28 protein-coding genes are annotated in these 23,230 nt (G+C 71.3%); 12 read left to right on the top strand and 16 right to left on the bottom strand.

Annotated elements, in window-relative coordinates; all coding sequences use genetic code 11:
• Positions 1–328: 328 nt before the first annotated feature.
• Both AB0J55_RS09800 and AB0J55_RS09795 read right to left on the bottom strand, forming a co-directional pair.
• Complete coding sequence (locus tag AB0J55_RS09800; RefSeq protein WP_364245271.1) at positions 329–1,000, bottom strand: SGNH/GDSL hydrolase family protein; 672 nt, start codon at positions 998–1,000, stop codon at positions 329–331.
• Positions 1,001–1,062: 62 nt separating this feature from the next.
• Positions 1,063–1,671, bottom strand: coding sequence for an NAD(P)-binding oxidoreductase (locus AB0J55_RS09795; protein ID WP_364245269.1), 609 nt, complete (start codon positions 1,669–1,671; stop codon positions 1,063–1,065).
• 83 nt (positions 1,672–1,754) lie between these two features.
• Here AB0J55_RS09795 and AB0J55_RS09790 point away from each other — a divergent pair, with 83 nt between their 5' ends.
• On the top strand, positions 1,755–2,318 hold the full coding sequence (locus AB0J55_RS09790; RefSeq protein ID WP_364245267.1) for a TetR/AcrR family transcriptional regulator: 564 nt from the start codon (positions 1,755–1,757) through the stop codon (positions 2,316–2,318).
• On the opposite strand, the gene AB0J55_RS09785 is transcribed toward AB0J55_RS09790, so the two are convergent.
• On the bottom strand, positions 2,315–2,803 hold the full coding sequence (locus AB0J55_RS09785) for a MarR family transcriptional regulator (protein ID WP_364245264.1): 489 nt from the start codon (positions 2,801–2,803) through the stop codon (positions 2,315–2,317). The two genes, AB0J55_RS09790 and AB0J55_RS09785, sit on opposite strands and share 4 nt — an antisense overlap.
• Before the next feature lie 93 nt (positions 2,804–2,896).
• On the opposite strand from AB0J55_RS09785, the gene AB0J55_RS09780 reads away from it, so the two are divergent.
• The gene (locus AB0J55_RS09780; RefSeq protein WP_364245262.1) at positions 2,897–3,793 is read left to right on the top strand and encodes an ABC transporter ATP-binding protein; all 897 of its coding nucleotides are present in this window, start codon (positions 2,897–2,899) and stop codon (positions 3,791–3,793) included.
• Positions 3,790–5,427, top strand: a complete 1,638-nt coding sequence (locus AB0J55_RS09775; RefSeq protein WP_364245260.1) for an ABC transporter permease — start codon at positions 3,790–3,792, stop codon at positions 5,425–5,427. Before AB0J55_RS09780 ends, AB0J55_RS09775 begins: the two co-directional genes overlap by 4 nt.
• On the opposite strand, the gene AB0J55_RS09770 is transcribed toward AB0J55_RS09775, so the two are convergent.
• The 3 genes from AB0J55_RS09770 to AB0J55_RS09760 form a co-directional block, all read right to left on the bottom strand.
• Entirely contained in the window at positions 5,424–5,891 is a 468-nt protein-coding gene (locus tag AB0J55_RS09770) for a hypothetical protein (protein WP_364245257.1), read from the bottom strand. The genes AB0J55_RS09775 and AB0J55_RS09770 overlap by 4 nt on opposite strands.
• Positions 5,892–5,926: 35 nt before the next feature.
• Positions 5,927–6,265 (bottom strand): hypothetical protein, encoded by a 339-nt coding sequence (locus tag AB0J55_RS09765; RefSeq protein WP_364245255.1) that lies wholly within the window; start codon positions 6,263–6,265, stop codon positions 5,927–5,929.
• Positions 6,266–6,330: 65 nt separating this feature from the next.
• Positions 6,331–6,888: a TetR/AcrR family transcriptional regulator gene (locus AB0J55_RS09760; RefSeq protein WP_364245252.1), complete on the bottom strand. Its 558-nt coding sequence runs from the start codon at positions 6,886–6,888 to the stop codon at positions 6,331–6,333.
• A 95-nt stretch (positions 6,889–6,983) separates the two neighbouring features.
• Between AB0J55_RS09760 and AB0J55_RS09755 the strand changes: the two genes are divergently transcribed.
• Positions 6,984–7,757, top strand: a complete 774-nt coding sequence (locus AB0J55_RS09755) for a nuclear transport factor 2 family protein (protein ID WP_364245250.1) — start codon at positions 6,984–6,986, stop codon at positions 7,755–7,757.
• On the opposite strand, the gene AB0J55_RS09750 is transcribed toward AB0J55_RS09755, so the two are convergent.
• The 3 genes from AB0J55_RS09750 to AB0J55_RS09740 all read right to left on the bottom strand — a co-directional run bounded on the left by AB0J55_RS09750 (position 7,720) and on the right by AB0J55_RS09740 (position 9,456).
• On the bottom strand, positions 7,720–8,508 hold the full coding sequence (locus AB0J55_RS09750) for a metal-dependent hydrolase (protein WP_364246010.1): 789 nt from the start codon (positions 8,506–8,508) through the stop codon (positions 7,720–7,722). The two genes, AB0J55_RS09755 and AB0J55_RS09750, sit on opposite strands and share 38 nt — an antisense overlap.
• 55 nt (positions 8,509–8,563) lie before the next feature.
• On the bottom strand, positions 8,564–8,917 hold the full coding sequence (locus AB0J55_RS09745; protein WP_003078104.1) for an STAS domain-containing protein: 354 nt from the start codon (positions 8,915–8,917) through the stop codon (positions 8,564–8,566).
• A 230-nt stretch (positions 8,918–9,147) separates the two neighbouring features.
• Positions 9,148–9,456, bottom strand: a complete 309-nt coding sequence (locus tag AB0J55_RS09740; protein WP_364245247.1) for a WhiB family transcriptional regulator — start codon at positions 9,454–9,456, stop codon at positions 9,148–9,150.
• 162 nt (positions 9,457–9,618) lie between these two features.
• Here AB0J55_RS09740 and AB0J55_RS09735 point away from each other — a divergent pair, with 162 nt between their 5' ends.
• From AB0J55_RS09735 to AB0J55_RS09725, 3 genes are all read left to right on the top strand, one after another.
• Positions 9,619–10,035 carry an anti-sigma factor gene (locus AB0J55_RS09735; RefSeq protein WP_364245245.1) on the top strand — a complete coding sequence of 139 codons (417 nt, stop codon included), beginning with the start codon at positions 9,619–9,621 and terminating at the stop codon, positions 10,033–10,035.
• A complete protein-coding gene (locus AB0J55_RS09730) occupies positions 10,032–10,811 on the top strand; it encodes a SigB/SigF/SigG family RNA polymerase sigma factor (protein ID WP_364245242.1) in 780 nt (259 codons plus the stop codon). Before AB0J55_RS09735 ends, AB0J55_RS09730 begins: the two co-directional genes overlap by 4 nt.
• Before the next feature lie 76 nt (positions 10,812–10,887).
• Positions 10,888–11,292: an ATP-binding protein gene (locus AB0J55_RS09725; RefSeq protein ID WP_364246008.1), complete on the top strand. Its 405-nt coding sequence runs from the start codon at positions 10,888–10,890 to the stop codon at positions 11,290–11,292.
• Here the strand turns inward: AB0J55_RS09725 and AB0J55_RS09720 are convergent, their stop codons facing one another.
• A complete protein-coding gene (locus AB0J55_RS09720) occupies positions 11,293–11,778 on the bottom strand; it encodes a helix-turn-helix domain-containing protein (RefSeq protein WP_364245239.1) in 486 nt (161 codons plus the stop codon).
• 41 nt (positions 11,779–11,819) lie between these two features.
• Between AB0J55_RS09720 and AB0J55_RS09715 the strand changes: the two genes are divergently transcribed.
• Positions 11,820–12,797 (top strand): aldo/keto reductase, encoded by a 978-nt coding sequence (locus tag AB0J55_RS09715; protein WP_364245236.1) that lies wholly within the window; start codon positions 11,820–11,822, stop codon positions 12,795–12,797.
• 18 nt (positions 12,798–12,815) lie between these two features.
• Positions 12,816–13,454 carry a nitroreductase family protein gene (locus tag AB0J55_RS09710; protein WP_003078126.1) on the top strand — a complete coding sequence of 213 codons (639 nt, stop codon included), beginning with the start codon at positions 12,816–12,818 and terminating at the stop codon, positions 13,452–13,454.
• Between the two features lie 78 nt (positions 13,455–13,532).
• On the opposite strand, the gene AB0J55_RS09705 is transcribed toward AB0J55_RS09710, so the two are convergent.
• From AB0J55_RS09705 to AB0J55_RS09695, 3 genes are all read right to left on the bottom strand, one after another.
• On the bottom strand, positions 13,533–14,276 hold the full coding sequence (locus AB0J55_RS09705; RefSeq protein ID WP_364245233.1) for a 3D domain-containing protein: 744 nt from the start codon (positions 14,274–14,276) through the stop codon (positions 13,533–13,535).
• Between the two features lie 109 nt (positions 14,277–14,385).
• Positions 14,386–15,045 carry an alpha/beta hydrolase family protein gene (locus tag AB0J55_RS09700; RefSeq protein WP_364245230.1) on the bottom strand — a complete coding sequence of 220 codons (660 nt, stop codon included), beginning with the start codon at positions 15,043–15,045 and terminating at the stop codon, positions 14,386–14,388.
• A gap of 10 nt (positions 15,046–15,055) precedes the next feature.
• Entirely contained in the window at positions 15,056–15,727 is a 672-nt protein-coding gene (locus tag AB0J55_RS09695) for an HNH endonuclease family protein (RefSeq protein WP_364245227.1), read from the bottom strand.
• 178 nt (positions 15,728–15,905) lie between these two features.
• Here AB0J55_RS09695 and AB0J55_RS09690 point away from each other — a divergent pair, with 178 nt between their 5' ends.
• A complete protein-coding gene (locus tag AB0J55_RS09690) occupies positions 15,906–16,949 on the top strand; it encodes a tetratricopeptide repeat protein (RefSeq protein WP_364245223.1) in 1,044 nt (347 codons plus the stop codon).
• 48 nt (positions 16,950–16,997) lie between these two features.
• A complete protein-coding gene (locus AB0J55_RS09685; protein WP_364245220.1) occupies positions 16,998–17,465 on the top strand; it encodes a hydrogenase maturation protease in 468 nt (155 codons plus the stop codon).
• Here the strand turns inward: AB0J55_RS09685 and AB0J55_RS09680 are convergent.
• A complete protein-coding gene (locus AB0J55_RS09680) occupies positions 17,443–18,348 on the bottom strand; it encodes a LysR family transcriptional regulator (protein WP_364245217.1) in 906 nt (301 codons plus the stop codon). The genes AB0J55_RS09685 and AB0J55_RS09680 overlap by 23 nt on opposite strands.
• Positions 18,349–18,432: 84 nt before the next feature.
• Here AB0J55_RS09680 and AB0J55_RS09675 point away from each other — a divergent pair, with 84 nt between their 5' ends.
• Positions 18,433–19,734 carry an aspartate aminotransferase family protein gene (locus tag AB0J55_RS09675; protein WP_364245214.1) on the top strand — a complete coding sequence of 434 codons (1,302 nt, stop codon included), beginning with the start codon at positions 18,433–18,435 and terminating at the stop codon, positions 19,732–19,734.
• A gap of 53 nt (positions 19,735–19,787) precedes the next feature.
• Here the strand turns inward: AB0J55_RS09675 and AB0J55_RS09670 are convergent, their stop codons facing one another.
• Positions 19,788–21,137 carry a cellulose binding domain-containing protein gene (locus AB0J55_RS09670; RefSeq protein WP_364245211.1) on the bottom strand — a complete coding sequence of 450 codons (1,350 nt, stop codon included), beginning with the start codon at positions 21,135–21,137 and terminating at the stop codon, positions 19,788–19,790.
• The gene (locus AB0J55_RS09665; RefSeq protein WP_364245209.1) at positions 21,134–22,762 is read right to left on the bottom strand and encodes a glycosyl hydrolase family 18 protein; all 1,629 of its coding nucleotides are present in this window, start codon (positions 22,760–22,762) and stop codon (positions 21,134–21,136) included. Before AB0J55_RS09665 ends, AB0J55_RS09670 begins: the two co-directional genes overlap by 4 nt.
• Positions 22,763–23,230 lie beyond the last annotated feature (468 nt).

The raw sequence follows: 23,230 nt of genomic DNA, 5'->3' as shown, positions 1-23,230 counted from the left end.
ATCAAGTCACTTACTTCGTCGATCGTGCACTACCGGTCAAATGGCGTTGGGGGAGGTACCGGCCGACGCGGGCGGGCAGGCCCGCGCCGACCGATACTCCCCTCCCTCAAGGGCCCGCTCCCCAACGGGCCCCGCCGGATGTCCCCTCCCCCGAAAGGCCATCCGGCCGACGGTGTCCGGCAGCCCCCTCGGCTCCCGGTCACCGCGTTTCCCTCGAACTCGACACCCCCTGCCGCGTTCTTCCGTGCTTGGCTGCTCCACAGGACGCAGTGGGCGGGCCGCCAGATACACGAACCGGCGGATTTTTTTGAAGATCGACGCAGGGCGGCTAACTGATCACGGGGAGTGCACCGGCGAGGGTCTCCGCCCACCGCGCGTACCCGGCCGGCCCCGGGTGGAAGCGGTCGGACGCGAAGGCGCCGGGGTCGAGCAGGGCGGGGTCCATCGGCAGGTGCGTGACACCGGGGAGCCGCGCGAGGGCGGCGGCCGCGGTGTCGAGAGCCGTCGACCGCGCGGACAGGACGTCCCGCAGCGGCCGCGGTAGTGCCGGGAACCGGGACATCGGCGGCACGCCGGCGAGCAGGACGCCGGCCGGGCCGAGCCGCCGTCGCAGGTCGATCACCAGTTCCAGCAGGTCACGGCGGTAGGCCGCGGCCGTCCGGAGCTCGATGGTGTCGTTGACGCCGAGGGCGATCACGACCACGTCGGCCGGCCGGACGAGCGGGACCAGCTCGGCCCGGACGGTCCGGGCGTTGGCGCCGGTCCGGCCGACCGCCTGCCAGCGCACCGCCCGGCCGCCGCGGGCCAGTTCGCGGGCGAGGCAGCCGGTGAGCGCTTCCTCGTGGTCCGCCGCGCCGACGCCGTCCACGGTGGATTCGCCGAGCACGGCCAGCCGGAACGGCTCGCCGCTGCCGGGGACGAGTCCTTCCGTGGGGCCGGCCGCGCCCGGCAGCCGCGGAGTCTTGCGCTTGACGTACAGAGCTTGAGCGAGCAGCACCATGGCTCGATTAGAACAGCGGCGCGAAGCGCCTCCGTTGAGGGCGGCGGGGAGGAAGGCGGAGGCTAGCCGTGGGCGATGGAAACCTTGGCCCTGATCAGCGTGGGGTCCGCCACGGCGTCGAGCAGGTACGCGGCCACGTCGGCCCGCCGGATGGTGAACGTGCGGACGTTGCCGTCGAGCCGGCTCGCGACCTTCCCGGTGCGCGGGCCGTTCAGGAGCATCGGCGGGCGGACGATCGTCCAGTCCAGGTCGGTCGCCGCGACCAGCGCCTCCATCGCGAGCATGTCCGCCCAGCCGTGCTTCAGGAAGGTGTTGAGCAGCGGCTTCACCAGCATGCGCGTGAAGAAGCCGTCGCCATCGGTGTGCATGCCGCTGGCGCTGACGACCAGCAGCCGCTTCGCCCCGGCTTCGATCGCCGCGCGGGCGCCGTCGGCGCAGACCGTGGTCGGCCCGCGGTCGCGGGAGCCGACCGCGGAAATCACGGCGTCGCGGCCTTGGACGGCGGCGGCCAGCTTCTCGTGTTCGTGCAGGCCCGCCACGACGACCTCGGCCGGCTGCTGCAGCCGGGCGGGGTCGCGCACGACGGCCGTCACGTGCCAGCCGCGGTCCAGTGCCTGCTTGACGACCTCGCCGCCGACGCCGCCGGTCGCCCCCAGAACGGTGATCCTCATGGGTCTCCTTCGTGGTTAGTGAACACTCACCAGGTAGGGTGAGTGTTCACTAACCCGGCTGAGAACGCACTCAGGGAGCCGCCATGGGAAGCCGCGAAGAGATCGTCGCCGCGGCCGCGAAGGTGATGCGCGAGCAGGGCTACGCCCACGCCACGACCAAGGTCATCGCGCAGACGGCCGGCTACTCGGAGGCGATGCTCTACAAGCACTTCCGCGACAAGACCGACCTGTTCCTCAGCGTCATGGGCGAGGAGCTGCCGGCGCTGGGCGCCGTCCTGGCCGAGCTCACCGCCGACCCCGGCCGGGCACCGCTGCGGGACAACCTGGCCCGCGTCGCCCGGCTCGGCCTCGCCTTCTACGCCGAAGGGTTCCCGATCGCGGTCTCGGTGTTCTCCTCGCGGGACCTGCTGCGATCGCACCGCGAACGGCTGGGCGAGCACGGCCCGCACGTGCTGCTCGACGGCGTCGCGGGCTACCTGCGCGCCGAGCAGTCACTGGGCCGGGTCCGGGCGGGCACCGACGTCGAGGCGGCTGCGGCCCTGCTCCTGGGCGCGTGCTTCCAGCAGGCGTTCCTGGCGACGTTCCACGAGCGCGAGCCGGCCGACCTCGCCGACCGGCTGGCGGACACGCTGCTCGCCGGGCTCTAGGCGTTCTTCTCCTCGCGGAGCTTGTGCCAGCGCTCGTACATGCCGTTGAGCTCTTGGAGCATGAACGACAGGAAGTCCCGCATCTCGGCGAGCCGCTTGCCCGCCGGCGTGTCTTCGCCGAGCGCGTCGATGCCGTTCTCGGCCGCGTCGCGCCACATGATGATCATGCGGTCGCGCTTGAGGAACGTGGCGTACCAGAGGTCGTCGTAGAGGCGGTAGTGGTCGCGGCGCTCGCCGGGCTCGCGTTCCTTGGCGACCAGGCCGATCTGCTCGAGGAAGCGCACGGCGCCGGAGACGGCCGCCGGGCTGACCTGCAGCTGTGCGGCCAGGTCGGCGGCGGTCAGGCGGCCCTCGTCGGTGGTCATCAGCGCGGCGAACACGCGCGCGGGCATGCGCTGCATGCCGATCTGCGAAAGCACGAGCCCGAGGCTCTCGACGTACCGGCGGACGGCGTCTTCATCTCGCTTCGTGTCAGGCGTCGTCATCGGCCCATCCTCCCGTACCCGCCCCCTGCGATCACTTGATCTAGACATTTTCTTAACTTCACAACTTCATGAAGCGAGCGTAGCTTCCGAACCATGGAAAACGCCATTTCGGTCATCGGCCTGCACAAGTCGTTCGGCCGGACCAAGGCCCTCGACGGCCTGGACCTGCAGGTGCCCGCCGGGGAGGTGCACGGCTTCCTCGGCCCCAACGGCGCCGGGAAGTCGACCACCGTCCGGGTCCTGCTCGGCCTGCTCCACGCGGACTCGGGGGACGTCCGGCTGCTCGGCGGCGACCCCTGGAAGGACGCCGCGAGCCTGCACCGCCGCCTGGCCTACGTGCCGGGCGAGGTCAACCTCTGGCCCAACCTCTCCGGCGGCGAGGTGATCGACCTGCTCGGCCGCCTGCGCGGCGGCCTGGACGAGAAGCGCCGCAAGGACCTGATCGAGCGCTTCGACCTCGACCCCAAGAAGAAGGGGCGGACGTACTCGAAGGGCAACCGGCAGAAGGTCGCCATCGTCGCCGCCCTCGCCTCCCGGGTCGACCTGCTGATCCTCGACGAACCGACGTCCGGGCTCGACCCGCTGATGGAGGCGACGTTCCAGTACGCCATCCAGGAGGAACGCGAGCAGGGCCGGACCGTGCTGCTCTCCAGCCACATCCTCGCCGAGGTCGAGGCGCTGTGCGACAAGGTCAGCATCATCCGCAACGGCCGCACGGTGGAGTCCGGCACGCTCGCCGAGCTGCGGCACCTGACCCGGACGTCGATCACCGCCGAGCTGGCCGGCCCGCCGAACGGGCTCACCAAGCTGGCGAACATCCACGACCTCAAGGTCGAGGGCAACCGCGTCCGCTTCGACGTCGAGACGCGCTCGCTCGACGAAGCCCTGCGTCAGCTGACCGAGGTCGGCGTCCGGAGCCTGGTCAGCCAGCCGCCGACGCTGGAGGAGCTGTTCCTGCGCCACTACACGACCGAAGCTAGCGCGAAATGACCGCGACGCTCTCGCGCGCCGAGGCCGTGGAGGCGCCCGCGCACGAACTGGCCGGCACCTGGCACCTCACCCGGCTCGCGCTGCGCCGCGACCGCGTCATCCTGCCGATCTGGATCGTGCTGCTCAGCGTCGTCCCGGCGAGCACGGTCAACACGTTCACGCAGTTCTACCCGACCGTCGCCGACCGGCTCGCGCTGCAGGCGGGCGCCAACGCCAACCCGTCGTACGCGCTGCTCTACGGCCCGCCGTTCGACCTGACCACGGCCGGCGGGTTCATCGCCTGGCGCATGTGCGGGTTCCTGGCCCTGCTCACCGGCCTGATGGTCGTCTTCACCGTCACCCGGCACACCCGCGCCGAGGAGGACACCGGACGCGCGGAGCTGCTCGCGTCCGCGGTGGTCGGCCGGTACGCGGCCCTGACGGCGTCGCTGCTGGTGGCGGGCGGGGCGAGCGTGCTGACCGGGCTGATCCAGGCGGTGACCATGATCGGCGCCGGGCTCCCCGCGGCCGGCTCCCTCGCCTTCGGCGCGGCGGAAGCGCTGACCGGGCTGGTGTTCACCGCGGTGGCGGCGGTCGCCGTCCAGCTCGCCGAGTACTCCCGCACCGCCAACGGCATCGGGACCGCCGTGGTCGGCGCCGCCTTCCTGCTCCGCGGGGCCGGAGACTCCACAGTGGACGCCCGCTGGCTGTCCTGGCTGTCGCCGATCGGCTGGGTGCAGCAGGTCCGGGCGTTCGCCGGGGAACGCTGGTGGGTGCTCCTGCTGCCGGTGGTGTTCGCGCTGGTCGTCGGGGCCATCGGGTACTGGCTGCTGCCGCGCCGGGACGTCGGCGTCGGCATCCTGCCGCCCCGGCCGGGCCCGGCGACGGCGGCGCCGGGCCTGCGGTCGCCGCTCGCGCTGGCCTGGCGGCTGCACCGCGGTCCGCTGCTCGGCTGGGTGCTCGGCACGGCCGTGGCCGGCGCGGTGTTCGGCTCGATCGCCAGCGGCATCGGCGACCTCGTCGGCTCGAGCCCGCAGGCGCAGCAGATCTTCGAGCGGCTCGGCGGCAGCCACGCGCTGACGCAGGCGTTCCTCGCCGCGATGGCCGGGATGTTCGCCATGGTCGCGTCGCTGTACGGCGTCCAGGCGGTGTTGCGGATGCGTGGCGAAGAGACCGCGATGCGGCTCGAACCGGTGCTGGCCACCAGCGTCGGCCGGCTGCGCTGGGCGGGCGGCCACCTCGTGTTCGCCTTCTTCGGCACGGCGGCACTGCTGCTGACCGGCGGGCTGTTCATGGGGCTGGCGAACGGGCTGCGCACCGGCGACGTCGGCGGCTCGATCGCGGACACCCTGTCCGGGATGCTCGTCCAGCTGCCCGCCGCCTGGGTGGTGGTCGCACTGGCGGTGGCGATCTTCGGGCTGCTGCCGGGCTTTTCGGCGGCGGCCTGGGCGGCCGGCGCGCTGGCGCTGCTGCTCAGCCTGTTCGGCCCGATGCTCGACCTGCCGCAGGCGGTGCTGGACGTGTCGCCGTTCCAGCACCCGCCGAAGCTCCCGGGCCAGGCGTTCACCGCGACCCCGCTCGCCTGGCTGGTGGCGGTCGCGGCCGTGGCCCTGGCGGCCGGGCTGCTCGGCTGGAAGCGCCGCGACGTCGGTTAGACCGGGCGCAGCTCCCGGTCCGGCCCGACCAGGAGCTGTGCCTGCGGCCCCGCCTTCCCGCAGGCGGGGCCGTTCGGCTCGCTGAAGGACGGCGTGATGTCGGCGGTGTGCGGCTTGCCGTCGTCGAAGCGGACGGTGACCCGGACCGGTTCGGCGGGCAGACCCGGGATGTCGGCGAAGCCGTGGAGGCCACCGGTCGGCACCATCGACGCGCCGCAGGCGCTGTCCGGGCCGGTGCCGGTGCACGTCGAGGCGCCCGCGGTCGTTTCGGGGGTGAGGACGACGGTCCGGTCGACGCACTGGCCGCGCCAGCACGCCTGGAGCGTCGCGCGGGTGATGCCCGCGGGCGCCGGGATCGTCAGGCTGATCCCGGTGAGGTAGCCGATCGCGGGGCAGGCGGTCACCGGTCCGGCGCAGCCGGCGGTGACGGCCGCGGCCAGGGCGATCCAAGGGAAAGCTCGCATACCGGCCAGACGGGCCCCGCGCCCGCCCGGTTGCATCACCAGTCGCGCCACACCGAGGTCAGCGGGAAAGCGGGCGACGACGAGGTCGGCGTGCCCGAGGTCGCCGTCGTCGGGGGCGGGAGGGTGACCTCGACGACGCTGGTGGTGGTCGTCGGCGGCGACGTCACGACCGACGTGACGGTGGACGGCGCCCCGGACTCGGTCACCGTGACGGGCACCGCGGAAACGGTCGAGGTCGGCGGCGGGCTGTCGGTGGTCCCGTCGGTGTGCGGAACCGGCCGCCCGGCCACGAGCAGCGCGGCGACCAGCAGCCCGGTGGCGAACCCCGCCAGCCCGGTCACCGCGGCGGAACCCCAGGTAGGACGGCCACTCATCCGGGCACCCCCTCGCCACGCGCAGCGCAGGTACGAGGACTAACTCGCGTTGATCTTACGTCGTGTTACCCGGTCTGCACCCGCTCGATGCGACGCAGGCCGTCGACGACCACGCGCAGGAGGTGTTCACTCCCGGGCGCGTACCGCTCGACGGCGAGGCAGCCGACGATGAGCGCACGCAGGTCGTCGCCGTCGATGTCCGGCCGGACGGCGCCCGCGGCCTGGGCACGGGCGAGCAGCTCCGCGAGGGCGGCGCGGAACTCGTCGCCCGCCCCGGCCTTGAAAGCGTGCCCGGAGGACTCGGCGAGCGCGTCACAGATCGCCCGGTTGAGCGACGCCTGCCGGATGACGCGGACGAAGTAGTCGAAGAAGACGGCGCCGGGCTCCTCGGCGTTCGCGAGGGCGCGCGCCTCCTCGGCGAACTGCTGGATGCGTTCGAGGACCACGGCCTGGAACAGCGCTTCCTTGCTGGGAAAGTGCCGGTAGACGGTGCCGGCGCCGACCCCGGCCAGCCGCGCGATGTCATCGAGCGGCACGGCCAGCCCATCGAGCGCGAACGCCTCCTCGGCGGCGGCCAGCACCTTGGCCCGGTTGCGCCGCGCGTCGGCGCGCATCTTCTCCATCAGTTCTCCTCGTTGACAACCGGAACGCACGCTCCGTATTGTCGCAAGCGGGTCCACCGTTCCGATTCAACGTTCAGTCTTCCAGGAGAATTCCGATGCCGCGCACTGTGCCCGAAGTTGCCGCCCTGGTCGTGGAAGGGCTGTCCGGTTTGGACGTCACCCCGTTCGCGGCGTTGTTCGCCGCCGATGCGGTGTACGAGATGCCGTTCGCCGGGGAGCGGGTCGAGGGCCGGGACGCGGTCGTGGCTGTGCTGGCGGGTGGCGGGGTGCGGGCGCGGGACTTCGGCCTGACGAAAGCGCAGGTCACGACGACGCTCACGGAGTCGGGCTTCGTGGTGGAGCTGGCGGTTTCGGGGCCGGCGGGCGAGTTCCCGTCTTCGGTGGGGGTGCTCACGGTCGTCGACGGCGAGATCACTTCGTACCGCGACTACCCGAACCTGGCCGCGGCTTCGCGGCTCGCGCGGCCGGTGTTCGACCGGTTCCTCGCCGCGTCCGTGGAGAACCGCTGGGACGACCTCGCCGACCTCTACGCCGAGGACGTCACCATCGAAATGCCGTTCACCCTGCCAGGCGTGCCGCGGGTGACGAAGGGACGCGAAGAACTCCGCCGACGCTTCCATGCCGCCGGGCGGTCGCGGCGGATCACCAAGGCCGACAACGTCGTGGTCCACGCGACCACCGACCCGGCGGTGGTGGTCGCGGAGTTCGACCTGCACCAGGAGGTCCGCGGCACGGCCTTCTTCGCCACCTATGTGATGATCATGACCGTCGAGAACGGCCTGATCACCCACTCGCGCGACTACACCGACACGGCCGCCGCGGCCGCGCGCCTCAAGGCGTTGTCGCCTGCTGACTCGACGGCGGGATGAACAGCCGCTCGAACGTGCTCACCGTGTGCTCCCACACCCCCGGTACCAGCAGCACTCCGAGCAGCGCGAACACCGGGAAGATCAGCCGCTTCTCGACCTTCTTCCCGGTTCGGAAGCGCAGGGCCTTCGGCGGCCGGATCTCGTACCACGTCTCGCCCGCGATCGGGATCGGGAAGAGGAACGGGCAGCCGGCCTCGGTCAGGGCGTCGCCCAGGCAGTGGGTCAGGCACCCCGCCGCCACCGCGATGCCCAGCCAGCCCGAAATGGACGCCAGTTCGCCCGCCCGGTCCGGCGGGGCCGTGAAGAACCACCAGGCCACGGCCGCTCCGCTCACCGGGAGCAGCCAGTCGCCCAAGGCTCCTTCCGCCAGCATCAACCCGAAGATCACCACGCCGACGACCGCCCACGGGCCGCCTTCGGTCGTGCCCCACGACGTCAGCAGGCCGAGGCCCGCCGCGAACAGCACCGTGTGGGACAGGTGGCGGTGTTTGCCCGTGACCTTCTCGTCGCGCGGGCCCTTGGTCAGCGCGTAGAAGCCCGCCGAGACGCGGCGCAGGATCCACGACAGGGCGCCCGTCAGCCAGCCGAGGAGGCGGGACGCGCTCGCGCCGGGATGGTCGAGGTCGGGCAGCAGGGCGAAGCCTGCCGTCGTCGCCGCGAAGACCACCGCCTGGTGCACCGAACCCGCCCCGACCGCGGGCGCCAGGGCCAGGCCCGCGCACCAGCCGGTCAGGGCATGCGTGCGCCCCATCATCGTGCCGCCCCCAGGATCCGCGGAACCAGTGAGGCGGAACGTTAGCGGGCGGTCAGGCCTGGGGGTCTTCCGACACGCTCAGGTGTTCGGCCACGCCGGTGAGCTCGATCACGCGGCTCACCGCGGGGCTGGGGACGACCGCGAGTTCGACGTCCTGCTCGCCGGCCTGGCGTTGTGCGCGGAGCACCACGTTCAGCGCGGAGGAATCGAAGAAGGTCACCCCGGTCAGATCGGCCACCACCCGCTGCGCGCGCTTGTCCGCGATCAGCCCGGCCAGGGCCTCCTGCAGCTGCGGGCTGGTCAGCAGGTCGAGCTCGCCGGTGACCACCACCCGGGGCTCCGTCGCGTCGGTGTCCAGCGTGATGCCGAACCCGGGCGGGGTGGCGTTCTGGTCGGCTGCGGGCATGCAGTTTCTCCTCGTCAGGCGCTGCTCCTGCGCCGGGTACGCGCCTGTTGTCTCAAGCGGCATCCGTGTCACCGTGCCTTACCCGGCCCGGAACAGGACCCCGCACCGGACACGGTCCAGGCAACTCCGGCGCCAACCCTAACCCAGGAAGCGGCCGCGCCCGCCACGGCCGCCGCTCTTTCGCTTGGACTGCTCACCTGCGATCAAATCCTGCCTGTTCAGCGCGCTGCTCAGTGCGCACTCATCGCCTTGCGCGCAGCCCGGCGCTGGCGCAGGAACAGCTGCCGCCGCTCGATCTCGCCGAGGCCGCCCCAGATGCCGTACGGCTCCTGTACGGTCATCGCGTGCTCACGGCACTGAGCCAGGACGGGACAGGCCTGGCAGATCGCCTTCGCCCGCGCCTCCCGCCGCTCCCGTGCCGAACCCCGCTCGTTGTCCGTGTGGAAGAACAGGCTGCTGTCCGCACCCCGGCACGAGCCGTGCAGCTGCCAGTCCCACTCTTCAGCAACCACATTGGGCAGCCGGCTCACGTCAGCCATGTCGTCCCCGCCTTTCCCAGGATCAGCATGTCGACCGCTACATGCCCGCCGGTGGAGCGGATCAAACCCGGGTTTGGTTTGCTCACCCCACGGGCATCTCGCTGCCGGGCGTGGAGGACACCGCCGATCACCTGGAGCGCGAGTGCGGAGAAAGGAACAAACGTGGAGGACAACGCCCCGCTCGTCCCGGAAGGCGCGCAGGTCATCGAGGTGCGGACGGCTGCGATCCCGCACGTCGTGCCCACCCTGCGAACCATCGTGGCGGACATCGCGATGCGCCAGGACTTCGACCTCGACGCCGTCGAGGACCTCCGGATGGCGGTGGACGAAGCCTGCTCGCTGTTGCTTCCCGCCAGTTCGGACGGGCGCCTGACTTGCGTCTTCTCGTGGAACGGGCCGCGCATCGAGGTATCCGTGTCGGTGCTGGCCGACAGCGCCGACCACGAGGACGACGCCGGCCTGTCGTGGCAGCTGCTGACCGCGCTCGCCACGACCGCCGAGCGCACGATCACCCCGGAAGACGGGCGTTACCTGTCCCGGGTCGACCTCGTCCGGGAGAGCCAGGCGGCGGACTCGTGAGCGATCCCGCCGGGAGCAGCGGGAACGACCTCGACGTCGGCGCGCTGTTCACCCAACTCGCCGCCCTGCCGGCGAACTCGCCGGAGCGGGAGCGCATCCGCGACACCCTGGTGCGTGCGCACCTGGAACTGGCGCGCAACCTCGCCCGGAAGTTCCGCAACCGGGACGAGGCGATGGAGGACCTGGTCCAGATCGCCACGGTCGGGCTGATCCACGCCGTCGACCGGTTCGACCCGAACCAGGGGACGGACTTCCTGGCCTTCGCCGTGCCGACCATCTCCGGCGAGCTGCGGCACCACTTCCGGGACAACAGCTGGTCGGTGCGGGTGCCGCGGCGGCTCAAGGAGCTGAACGCGAACATCTCCGCCGCCCGCGAAGAACTCACCGTGCAACTCTCGCGGGCCCCGAAGCCCAGTGAGATCGCGGCCCGGCTCGGGGTGCCCGTCGAGGACGTCTTCGAGGGGCTTCGCGCCGGTCAGGGCCGCTACGGCGCGTCGCTGGACCACCTGCTGGAGAACGCGGCGCACACCCGGTTCGGGGCGCCCGACGCCGAGCTGGGCCAGGCCGAGCTGCGCGAGGCACTGCGCCCGATGCTGGAGAGCCTGCCGGAGCGGGAGCGCAAGATCGTCGCGCTGCGGTTCGGCTCGGGGATGAGCCAATCGGACATCGCTCGCCGCGTCGGGGTGTCCCAGATGCAGGTGTCGCGGCTACTCGCTGCGACGCTCAAGAAACTGCGCTCCGGACTGGACGAATCCGAGCTGGCCGACGGCACCTGATTAGCCGAACAGCCGCCTGGGTATTTCGCGGGCGGTACCGAACTCACGGGAGGGGGACCGGGTGACGACGTCGAGAATGCCGCAGCGGGCAGCTGCGCCGTCCGCCCCGCTGAGGGTGCTCCTCCCCGCCGACGTCACGGCGCCGGCGCTGGCCCGCCACGCGGTGCGGACGACGCTGCTCGGGCGCGGCCTGCGGGAGTGCCAGCTCGACGACCTCCTGCTGGCGACGTCGGAGCTGGTCACGAACGCCTTCGAGCACGGCGACCGGCCCCAGCGCCTCGAGCTGGAGTACGACGGGACGCGGGTGACGCTGCGGGTGCACGACACCGGACAGCAGCTGCCCGAGCTGCGGGCCCCGTCCCCGGCCGAGGCGCGCAGCCGCGGGCTCGTGCTGGTGCAGGCGCTGTCGCTCGACTGGGGCTTCGAACGCTGCCCCGGCGGCAAGTACGTCTGGGCGGTCTTCCAGGTCCCGCCCGCCTGATCAGCGCAGCTTCCGCGCGGCCTCGGTCTCGCCGATCCGCTCCCGGAACGGCTTCCGGTCGAGGGCTTCGACGATGGCGTCCAGCAGGGCCCGCAGCGAGTACGGCAGCTCGGCTTCCAGCGTCTCCGCCGCTTCGGTCGTCGCCGCCCACTCCGCCTCGATCAGCGGCAGCAGCTCGCGGGTCTTCGCGGTGAGCGACACGATCCGCTGCCGGGCGTCGGCGCCCGGTTCGAGGGTCACCAGGCCGGCCCGGCTCATCTGCGCGACGGTCTGGCTGGCCGCCGAGTGCGTCACGCGCATCTCGGCGGCGAGGTCGCGGATGGCCAGCGGGCCGCGCGCCAGCAGCGCCCGCACCACCGGCGAGTACCGCGGCCGGTAGCCCTCGAGGCCGATGTCGGCGAGGAACCGCGCGACGTCGCCGTCGAGGGTCTCGAGGACGTGCCGCAGCCGGGTCCCCAGCCCGTCCGGACCCGCAGTCATGGCCATGACGGCCGATCATAGGCGGCCGCGTGTGCTTGGATCGCGGCATGGAGAACCGGAAGATCACCCGTCTGGGCCGTGCCGTGTCGGTCGTCGGGCTCGGCTGCTGGCAGCTCGGCGCGGACTGGGGCGAGGTCGACGAGAACGACGCACTGGCCGTGCTGCACGCGGCCGCCGACAACGGTGTCACCTTCTTCGACACCGCGGACGTCTACGGCGACGGCCGCAGCGAGCGGCTGGTCGGCCGGTTCCTGGCCGAGCGCGGCGACGTCTTCGTGGCGACCAAGATGGGCCGCCGGGTCGAGCAGGTGCCGGAGAACTACGTCGCCGCGAACTTCCGCGAGTGGAACGACCGGTCGCGCCGCAACCTCGGCGTCGACACGCTCGACCTGGTCCAGCTGCACTGCCCGCCGACGCCGGTGTACTCCTCCGACGCGGTTTACGACGCCCTGGACGCGATGGTCGACGAAGGCCGGATCAAGGCGTACGGCGTGAGCGTGGAGACCGCCGACGAAGCCCTGACGGCGCTGGCGCGGCCCCATGTGGCTTCCGTGCAGATCATCCTCAACTGCCTCCGGCTCAAGCCCCTGGAACGCGTGCTGCCCGCCGCGGTGGAGGCGGGCGCCGGGATCATCGCGCGGGTGCCGCTGGCGTCGGGTCTGCTGTCCGGGCGCTACACCGCGCAGACGACGTTCGCCGAGAACGACCACCGCAACTTCAACCGCCACGGCGAGGCGTTCGACGTCGGCGAGACCTTCTCCGGCGTGCCGTACGACGTCGGGCTGCAGGCCGTCGAGCGGCTGCGCGGGCTCGTGCCGGCCGGGCAGACGCTCGCGCAGTTCGCGCTGCGCTGGATCATCGACCAGCCCGGCGTCAGCACGGTCATCCCGGGCGCCCGCAACGCGGAGCAGGCTTCGGCGAACACCGCGGCGGCTTCCCTGCCGCCGTTGTCCGAAGAAGCACTGGCCGGCGTCCGCGAAACCTACGACGAGCTGGTCCGGCCGCTGGTGCACGATCGCTGGTAGGCCCGGCATGATGGGCCGATGATGACGCCCGAAGAGCTCCTGACGACCACCAGGACCGTCCGCAAGCGCCTCGACCTCGAGCGTCCGGTGCCGCTCGACCTGGTGAAGCACTGCGTGCAGGTGGCCCTGCAGGCGCCGAGCGGTTCCAACACGCAGCGGTGGCAGTGGCTGGTGGTCACCGACGCCGGCCAGCGCGCCGCGCTCGGCGGGATCTACCGCCGGGCGTGCCAGGAGTACCTGGAGTCGTCGCGGGCGGCGGGCAAGCTGTTCGCCGACGACCCCGAGCGGTCGAAGGTGCAGCAGCGCGTCGGCGACAGCGTCGCGTACCTGGCCGACCGGATGGGTGACGTGCCGGTGCTGGTCGTCCCGTGCCTGGAGACGGACTCGGCGGAGCTGCCGGCGGGCAACCAGGCGGGGCTGTGGGCCTCGCTGCTCCCGGCGGCGTGGAGCTACATGCTCGCGGCGCGCTCGGTGACCCTGGGCACGGCGTGGACGACGCTGCACCTGAAGTACGAGCAGGAGGCGGCGGAGGTGCTGGAGCTGCCGAAGAACGTGCACCAGGCGGCGTTGATCCCGACGGCGTTCTACACGGGCGAGACGTTCAAGCCGGCGGCGCGGCAGCCCCTCGAGGAGGTCCTGCACCTCGACCGGTGGTGACCCGCGAAGGCCTCCTTGCCGGGGCAGATGGGGGACGTCGGCAAGGAGGCCGTCACGGCCTTTCGGCGGCCAGGTGGTCTAGCGCACGGTCAGGGTCAGGCTTTGGATGCCCCAGGCGTCGGCCTGGGACCCGGGCAGCCAGACGTCGACGATGTCGTCCTTGATCCAGCTGCCGATGTCGGCCGCGTAGCACTCGCCGTAGCCGGGCACGGAGAACCGCGTGCCCCACGGGATGTTCCGGGCGTCGACGGCGCAGAAGCCCGGCCCGGCGTTGTACCCGAGAGCGGTCTGGGCGACGTCGTTGTACGAGGTGACGCGGTAGTTCAGCGTGGTGCCGGCCGGCACGCGGTAGGCCGCGAGCCGGTTCGCGCCGTCGAGGCGGTAGGCGGTCGAGATCCGGCCGAGCGAGCCCGGCGAGTTGTCCTCGGCGGTCATCGCGTAGAGCTGGTAGTTCGCGTTCTGGCAGGGGCTCGCGTCGGTGACCGTGAGGGTCGGCTGGCCCCAGTCGCTGATCCACTGCAGGGCCTGGCCGTTGCGGAACGCGCGGTAGGCCTTCGCGCCGGAGACCCGGGCGAAGGTGAAGGTGACCTTGCCGTCGGCGCCCAGTCCCCCGCTGACCGAGCCCGGCGCGGGGAGGCGGTTGCCGACGTCGACTGCGCCGACAAGCGTGCCGGGGCCGTGCCCGCCGGTGACCGGGCGGTCCGGGATCGGGCCGGAATAGAAGTGCTGGCACGCCGGGAGGGTCGCGGCCTCGGCGGCGGGAGCGGCGAGGACGCTGCCGGCCGCGAAGGCGGCCAGCGCGAGGACGTGGACAAGGCGCATGGCGAGGAAACCTCCGTGGCGGGGACCGGGGTGGAGGTGACGCAAGCGGGTTCGCCGCTGGTCAAGACCGTAAGTGGCCTGGACCACTCAGTCAATAGGTCTAGACCTTTTATCGCCGATCGGCGCAGTGCCGCAGGTGACCCACCAGGCGGTCGGCCAAGGCGGCCGGGTGACTGAGGGGGACGCAGTGCGGGCCGTCGACCTCGTCGGGCTCGATCCCGAGGCGTTCGCGCGCCACCCGGCGCTGGAAGTCCGGGACGAAGAACCGGTCGTCGCGAGCGAGCAGCACCCGGGTCGGGACGTCCGGGTGGGCGGGTAGCGGCCACGGCTCGTCCCATTCCTTGCTGACCTGCTCGCGCCCGTGCGCCTGGCACGCCTCGGCGAGCGACGCCGGGACGCCGTTGAAGAACTGCTCGGTCTCGCTCAGCCCCTTCGGCGCCTCGAAGCCGGTGTTGCCCCACCACTGCCCCGGCGGCTCCCCCGGCGCCGGGATCATCCCGGCCAGGTAGACCAGCAGCCGCGCCCGGACCTTCGCCGCGACCAGCGGCGCGGTGAACCCGCCGTACGAGTGGCCGACGACGGCGACGTCGGAGCGGTCCCCGAGGGCTTCCAGCACCGTCTCGGTGAACTCGGCCAGCCCGGCCGAGCGGTCGGTGATCGGCAGGTCCGGGGCGACGGCGTCGTGCCCGCGGGCCTCGAGCTCCGGGATGAGCAGGTGGAAGTCCCAGCCGCTGCCGCCGCCTCCGTGGATGAGCGCGAAAGTCGTCACGCCGACCAGCTCAGCAGCGGCGCAGCATGTCGGTCAACGCCGTTTTCTCGGCCTGCGTGATCGTCAGCCCGTAGTAGTGCTTCACGACGATCCAGTCCCTCGCGTAGGTGCACCAGAACGCCACCAGCGGCGGCTTCCACTGGTCGGGCGCCTTGTCGCTCTTCTGCTGGTTGACGTTGTCGGTGACGGCGAACAGCTGCGGCCGGGTCAGGTCGTTGGCGAACTGCTCGCGCTTCTCCGTCGTCCACGACTTCGCGCCGCTCGCCCACGCCTGCCCCAGCGGGACCATGTGGTCGATGTCGAGGTCGGTGGGCTTGGTCCAGGTCTCGTCGTCGTAGACGCTGGTCCAGGTGCCGGACGTCGGCCGGCAGTCCTTGTCGGTCTTGACGTCCTTGCCGTCGCGCTTGAGGACGACTTCGCGGGTGTCGCAGCCGGATCCCTGGCTGTCCCAGTGCGGGAACTTCTCGCGCGAGTAGCCGTCCATCGAGGTCCGCGCGGCGATGGTCAGCTCGTCGAGCTGCTTCTGCGCGTCGGCCGCACTCACCGGCACCGGCGCACCGGACGTCGGCGGGGCCGCGCCCGCGCCCCTCGTCGCCCAGTACCCGAACAGCGCGACGGCCAGAACCGCGATTACCAGCAGGGTTCGCTGCGTCACGCTCAGCCGAAAGCGTCGGGCCGCCACGATTTTCTCCTCTCACCTGCGCCGTCGCGCGGCGTAGTCTCACCTCTGCCGGTGCGGGACAACCGCGCCGACACGACGACCTGGCGCGAATGTGACGTCGCCCACCCACGGCGGAGCTGTCACACGGAGCCGATCATCTGCGACTACCGGAGCAGGACCCATCCGGAGGGAGCAGCCGATGCCCGGCCGGCTCAAGAAGTTCGACGAGTTCTTCCAGCGCAAAGCCGCTGAGGGCGGCAACGTCGTCGCCATGGCCCGCATGGGCTCGGCGATGCGCGAACGCGGGGAGCTCGCCGAGGCCGAGTCGTGGTACCGCAAGGCGGCCATGGGCGGTGACCGCGTCTCGATGACGGCGCTGGCCCACCTCCTCGCCGAGCGCGGTGCCGCAGAGGAGGCCGAACGCTGGTACCACGAGGCCGCACTGGCCGGCGAGCCGCACGGCATGCAGTTCCTCGCCAAGTCCTACGAGCGGCGCGGCAAGCGCGAAGACGCCCGGCACTGGTACGGCGAAGCGGCGCGCGCCGGCGACCTGCCGTCGATGGCCGCGCTGGGCCGGCTGCTGCGCGAAGAGGGGCACGGCGAAGAGGCCCAGTCGTGGCTGCGCCAGGCCGCCGAAGCGGGTTTCACCGGCGCGATGGTCGACCTGGGCATCGTGCTGCGCGACCGCGGCCAGGCCGCCGAGGCGTCCCGCTGGTGGCGGTCCGCGGTGCAGGCCGGCGACCTCGCGGCCACCTGCCAGCTCGGCCGGCAGGCCGAACGGCTCGGCCGGCCGGCCGACGCCGAATCCTGGTACCGCCAGGGCGCGACCGGCGGCCACGTCGAGGCGATCACCCGGCTCGGCCTGCTGCTGCACCGCCGCGGCGACCTCGAAGAGGCCGAGAGCTGGTACCTCGACGCGGCCGAGCGCGGCGACCCGGCGGCGATGACGAACCTCGGCGTCCTGGCCCGCAACCGCGGCGACGAGGGCGAAGCCGCCGCCTGGTACCGCAAGGCCGCCGAGCACGGCAGCATCCCCGCCCTCACCAACCTCGGTCACCTCGCCGAGCACCGCGAAGACCTGGCGGTGGCCGAGCAGTGGTTCCGCCGGGCGGCGGAGACGGGTGACGTCCAGGGCATGCTCAGCCTGGCGCGCATGCTGCGGGCCCGCGGCGCGGCTCACGAAGCCGAGCTGTGGCTCGCGCGTGCCGAAACGGTGCAGGACGACCGCGAACCTATTGTGTGATCCACTTCACAGTTCTAGCCTGAGGAGCGCACCCCAGGAGGTTGCGCAATGAGGCCACGAGTCCTGGTCGCGAGTATCGGCAATGTCTTTTTGCACGACGACGGCTTCGGTGTCGAAGTGATCCGCGAACTGGACCGGGCGGGCCTGCCCCCGTGGGTCCAGATCGCCGACTACGACATCGCCACGGTCCACCTGGCGTACGACCTGACCGGCGGCTACGACACGACGATCCTCCTGGACGCGACCCCGCACGGCGGCCCACCGGGCACGCTGACCCTGACGTCGGCAACGGACACGCACGACCTCCCCGGAGATGCGGTGGTCCGTTTGTTGCGCCTGTTGGGCGGCGACGCCGGCCGCGTCCTGGTCCTGGCCTGCGAACCGGCGTGCATCGACGGCGGGATCGGCCTGTCCGCCGCGGTCGAGGCCGCGGTGCCGGCCGCGGTGCGCGTGGTCACCGAGCTGGCGTGGGGCGCGAGCCCGGAGCTGCCGGTCAAGGAGAAGACCGAGGTCTGACCTGCTCGACCGGGTCCGGCAGCTGCCGCAGGGCTTCGAGCACCACGTTGACCGCCGCCCGGGGCGGTGAACCGCGGCGGACGACCGCTGCGATCGTGCGGGTCACCGGCGTCGCCAGCTCCCGTGTCGCCACCCGGTACCGCGAGTCCACCGCCAGGCCGGGCAGCAGTGCGATCGACAGCCCGGCTTCGACGTGCTGCAACGTCATCAGGTAGTTGCTGAAGTGGCACACCACCCGCGGCTCGAAGCCCGACTCGCGGCACAGGCGCAGCGTCAGGTTCGCCATGTACGACTGCGGCACGTCCAGCGCCCACGGCTGGTCCGCGTAGGCCGCGAGCACCGCCGGGCCGCGGGGTGCGTCCGGCGGGGTCACCAGCACGATCGGGTCCGTGGCCAGGGGGAAGATGTCGAGGTCGGGGCCCAGCGGCAGCTCGACGAAGTCGGTCGTGGTGATGATGACGTCGGCGTCGCCGCCGCGCAGGGCCGGGATGCTCTCGTGCGGCTCCAGCTCCAGCAGCTGGACCTCGAGGTGCGGGTGCGCCAGCCGGGTCACCGCCGGCACCGCCAGGGTGTGGATCGCGCTCTGGAACGCGCCGAGCCGCACCAGGCCCGCCGGTTCTTCGCCGAGGCTGCGCAGCTCCGCCTCGACCGTGTCCAAGTGGTCGAGGATCGCCCGCGCGCGGCGGGCCAGCATCAGCCCCGCGGGCGTCAGGCGGACCCGGCGGCCGGTGCGTTCCAGCAGCTGGGTGCGGGTTTCCGCTTCGAGGACGGCCAGCTGCTGCGACACGCTCGACGCGCTCAGGTTGGCGTCCTGCGCCACCGCGCGGACCGTGCCCAGCGTGTCGAGCCGGCTCAGCAGGCGCAGGCGCCACGGGTTCAGCATCCGCCGATTGTGCGGCAAAACCGAACAAGCACGCCGGAATTGTGAGATGGACGTGTCGCTCGCAGCGGTCTTACCGTCGGAGTCATGGCTGACTCCTTCTGGGCCGACGTCGACCGGCACCTCGTGCGGTACGGCGGCGCCTTCACCCGCGAGATCATCGACCACGCCGAGGGCAGTTTCGTCGTCACCGAGGACGGCCGCCGGATCCTCGACTTCACCTCCGGCCAGATGAGCGCGATCCTCGGGCACTCGCACCCGGAGATCGTCGAGACCGTCCGGCGGCAGGTGGGCCGGCTGGACCACCTGTTCAGCGGCATGCTGAGCCGCCCGGTCGTCGACCTCGCGCGACGGCTCGCCGACACGCTGCCGGCGCCGCTGGAGAAGGCGTTGCTGCTGACCACGGGCGCCGAGTCGAACGAGGCCGCCGTCCGGATGGCCAAGCTGGTGACGGGCAAGCACGAGATCGTCTCGTTCGCGCGGTCGTGGCACGGGATGACGCAGGCGGCGGCGAGCGCGACGTACAGCGCGGGCCGCCGCGGGTACGGTCCGGCCGCGCCCGGCAACTTCGCCATCCCGGCGCCGAACGCCTACCGCCCGGACTTCACCGACGCTTCCGGTGAGCTGGATTGGCGGCGTCAGCTGGACTTCGGGTTCGAGCTGATCGACGCGCAGTCGGTCGGCAGTCTGGCCGCGTGCCTGGTGGAGCCGATCCTGAGCTCGGGCGGCATCATCGAGCCGCCGCCCGGCTACTTCGCCGCGCTGGCCGGGAAATGCCGGGAACGCGGCATGCTGCTGATTCTCGACGAAGCCCAGACGGGGTTGTGCCGCACGGGAAACTGGTACGCGTTCGAGCGCGACGGCGTCGTCCCGGACATCTTGACGCTGTCGAAGACGCTCGGCGCCGGGTTGCCACTCGCTGCGGTGCTGACCAGCGCGGAAATCGAGCAGGAGGCGCACGACCGCGGCTTCCTGTTCTTCACGACGCACGTGTCGGACCCGCTCCCGGCGGCGGTCGGCAACACGGTGCTGGACGTGCTGACCCGCGACCGCCTCGACTCACGAGCGGTCGAGCTGGGCGCGTTGCTGCGCCGGGGTCTGGAGGAGCTCGCCACCCGGCACGAGGTGGTCGGCGACATCCGCGGCCGCGGCCTGCTGGCCGGGCTGGAGCTGGTGGTGGACCGGGAAACCAAGCGGAGTTCGGACGAGCTGGGGGCGCGGGTCACGCAGCGGTGTCTCGAACTCGGGCTGCACCTGAACATCGTGCAGCTGCCGGGAATGGGCGGGGTGTTCCGGATCGCGCCGCCGCTTACGGCGTCCGAAGAGGAGATTTCGCTTGGTCTGTCCATTCTGGACCAGGCGATCGGTGACGCCGTCAAGATGTCGTGAAAACGGCCTCCTTGCCGGCCCGGGGAGCCGGCAAGGAGGCCGTCACGACAGCGTCAGAAGCCCGCTGTCACCTTCGTGAAGTCCCAGTCGTTCTGGGCGATGCCGCTGCACGCCGACTGGACGCCGCCACCCGGGCAGCCGCGGTCGCGGTTGACCGACCAGAACGCCAGGCGGGCGATCTTGTTCGACTTGGCCCAGTTCGTGATCTGGGTCCAGGTCGACAGGTCGGTCAGCTCCTGCTGGTCCGACAGGCCGTTCATGCCCGAGATCCCGAGGTGGGCGTACGCCGTGGCGTCCGACCACCCGAACGTCGACTTCAGCTTGTCGCGCAGCCCGTTCGCCGCGCTCACCGTGCTGTTGTACATGTTCGCGCCGCCGCCGAAGTCGAACGGCATGATCGTGAACACGTCCACGTTCGCGCCCAGCGCCTTCGACTGGTCGATGAGCCGGTTCCCGTAGTAGTTGGGGCCGGTCGTCGACGTGCCGAACGTCAGGATCGTCTGGATGCCCGGGTTGTTCTGCTTGACGATCTTCAGCGCGCTCAGGATGCGGTCCTGCACGGCCTCGTTCTCGAACTCGTCGGAGTTCTCGATGTCGATGTCGATCGCCTTGAGACCGTAGGCGTTGATGACCTGCTGGTAGGCGCCGGCCAGCGCCTCCGGCGTCGAGCAGTTCGGGCCCAGCTTGTTCCCGCTCCAGCCGCCGAACGACGGGACGACCTGGCCGCCCGCCGCCTTGATCTGCGAGATCGCGGTCGCGTCGGCGCTGCCCGACAGCGGACGGCTGCTGTCCCACGCCGGGTTGCAGCCACCGGAGGCGTTGATGAACGCCATGGTGAACCACTTGATCCCGGTCGCGTTCATCACCGTCTGCGGGTTGGGCGGGCTGCCCCAGCCCATGTACAGGTACGGCGCGCCCCGGCCGCCCGGCGGGGGCGGGGTGGTCGTCGTCGGCGGGGTCGTCGTCGTAGGAGGCGTCGTGGTCGTGGGGGGTGTGCCCCCGGCGGCACACGATCCTCCGTTCAGCTTGCAGTTCGACGGCGCCACGTACGAACCCGAGTACGCCACGTTGAATCCGAAGCTGGCGCTACCGCCGTTGGCGACGTTGCCGTTCCACGTGTTCTTCACCGTGACGTGCTGGCCGGACGCGGTGTAGCTCCCGTCCCACAGGGACGAGATCTTCGCGCCGGACGGCAGGTCGAACTCGACGGTCCACGAAGCGAGCGTCGAGCCCGAGCCGTTGGCGATCGTGTACTTGCCCTCGTACCCGGTGCCCCAGTCGGAGCCCTTCGAGAAGGTCGCGGACACGCCGCCCGCCGCGTTCGCCGGGGCGATCACGAACATCGCGCCGATCGTGGCGGCCGCGGCCGCCAGCCCGAGTGCGGGCAACCACCGGCGGCTCATGACAGGCCGTTCTTCATCGCGGTGATGAGCTCGCCGCCCGTGGTGTCGCCGGTCAGCTCCCAGAAGAAGGCGCCGCCGAGACCCTGCTGCTTCGCGTAGGACATCTTCCCGCCGATGGTCGCCGGGGTGTCGTAGCTCCACCAGTTGCTGCCGCACTTGGCGTACGCGGTGCCGGCGAAGGTGCCGGTCGACGGGCAGGTGTTCTTGAGTACCTTGTAGTCCTCGATGCCCTGCTCGTACGTGCCCGGCGCGGGGCCGGTCGCCGTGCCACCTGGCGCGTCCTGCGTGACGCCGGTCCAGCCGCGGCCGTAGAAGCCGATGCCCAGCAGGAGCTTGCTCGACGGGACGCCCTTGCTCTTGAGCTTCTGGATCGCCGCGTCGGAGTAGAAGCCCGGCGTCGGGATGCCGTTGAAGTTCGTCAGCGGCGAGTGCGGGGCCGTCGGACCCTGCGCCGCCCAGGCGCCGAAGTAGTCGTAGGTCATGACGTTGTACCAGTCGACGTACTGCGCGGCGCCGCCGTAGTCGGCGACGTCGAGCTTGCCGCCGTTGCTGCCGTCCGCGGTGATCGCCGAGGTGATCAGGAACGACGAGCCGAACTTCGCCCGCAGCGCGGACATCAGGTTCTTGTAGGCCGCGGCTCCGCTGGTGTCACAGGAAAGGCCGCACGCGTTGGGGTACTCCCAGTCGATGTCGATGCCGTCCCAGATGTCCGCCCAGCGCGGGTCCTTGAGCAGGTTGTAGCAGGACTGCGCGAACGCGGCCGCGTTCTGCGCCGCCTGGCCGAAGCCGCCCGAGTAGGTCCAGCCGCCGAACGACCAGATCACCTTGAGGCCCGGGTGCAGCTTCTTCAGCTTCCGCAGCTGGTTGAAGTTGCCGGCGACGGGCTGGTCCCAGGTGTCGGCGACACCGTCGACACTGCCCGCGGCGTCGTAGGTCTTCTGGTAGTCGGCGTACGGGTCGTCGTTCGCGGTGCACTGGCCGTTCTTGACGTTGCCGAACGCGTAGTTGATGTGCGTCAGCTTGCTCGCCGAGCCCGAGGTTTCGATGTTCTTGACGTGGTAGTTGCGCCCGTAGACGCCCCATTGCACGAAGTAGCCGACGTTCTTCAGCCCGCCCGGCGGGGGCGGCGTGGTCGTCGTCGGGGTGGTGGGCGTGGTCGGCGTCGTCGGGGTGGTGGTCGGCTGCGTCGGGGTCGTCGGCGTGGTGGTCGGGGTGCCACCGCCGGCGTCGCAGGAACCGCCGTTCAGCTTGCAGTTCGACGGCGCCGAGTAGGTGCCGGAGTAGGCGACGTTGAAGCCGAAGCTGGCGGTGCCGCCGTTGCCGACGTTGCCGTTCCAGCTGTTCTTGACGGTGACGTGCTGCCCGGACGCGGTGTAGCTGCCGTCCCACAGGGACGAGATCTTCGCGCCGCTCGGCAGGTCGAACTCGACGGTCCAGCTCGGCAGCGTCGCGCCGGAGCCGTTGTTGATCGTGTACTTGCCCTCGTACCCGGTGCCCCAGTCGGACCCCTTGGTGAAGGCGGCACTGACACCACCGGCGGCGCTCGCCGGAACGGTGACGAGACCGACCGCGATCGCGCCGACCGCGGTGAACAGACCGAGGAGGTGCCATCTCTTTCTGGACATCGCTCTCCCTTGAGCCAGGTGCAGGACGGCGGACACCAACACCACCGGCGGGGACCAGGGCAGTGTTTTGCGCCGTTTGCCCAAACGTTACGTGGTCCAGACCAATTACGGAAGAGTCACCACGGAGCGTGGTCAATGGTCAAGACCACCGCAGGCCGACGCGGCCAAGTGGTCCAGTCCAGTTACGCTGCGCTGTCGAACGACTTCACCGGCGATGTCACCCGGCGAACGGCCCAGCCGACAAGCGGAACGGCGAGTGCTGCCAGAACCACCCGTTCCGCAGGATGAGGGCGGCGAGGTCGGTGCGGTGGTGGCCATAGCGGTTCAGCAGCGGTTCCACTCGCGTCCGGTCGGCCGGCCCCTCTGCAAGGTAATCTCGTAGTGCCTGTTCGGCACGGGGATCGACCGCTCGCCGCACCAAGGAGGTCGACGAGGAGGTCGGGATGGTAGCCGTGGCGCACCCCGGAC

The organism is Amycolatopsis sp. NPDC049688, assembly GCF_040674975.1.
Lineage (GTDB): Bacteria > Actinomycetota > Actinomycetes > Mycobacteriales > Pseudonocardiaceae > Amycolatopsis.
Note: the sequence above shows the minus strand (reverse complement) of the source record. Positions and strands in the feature narration are given on the sequence as shown.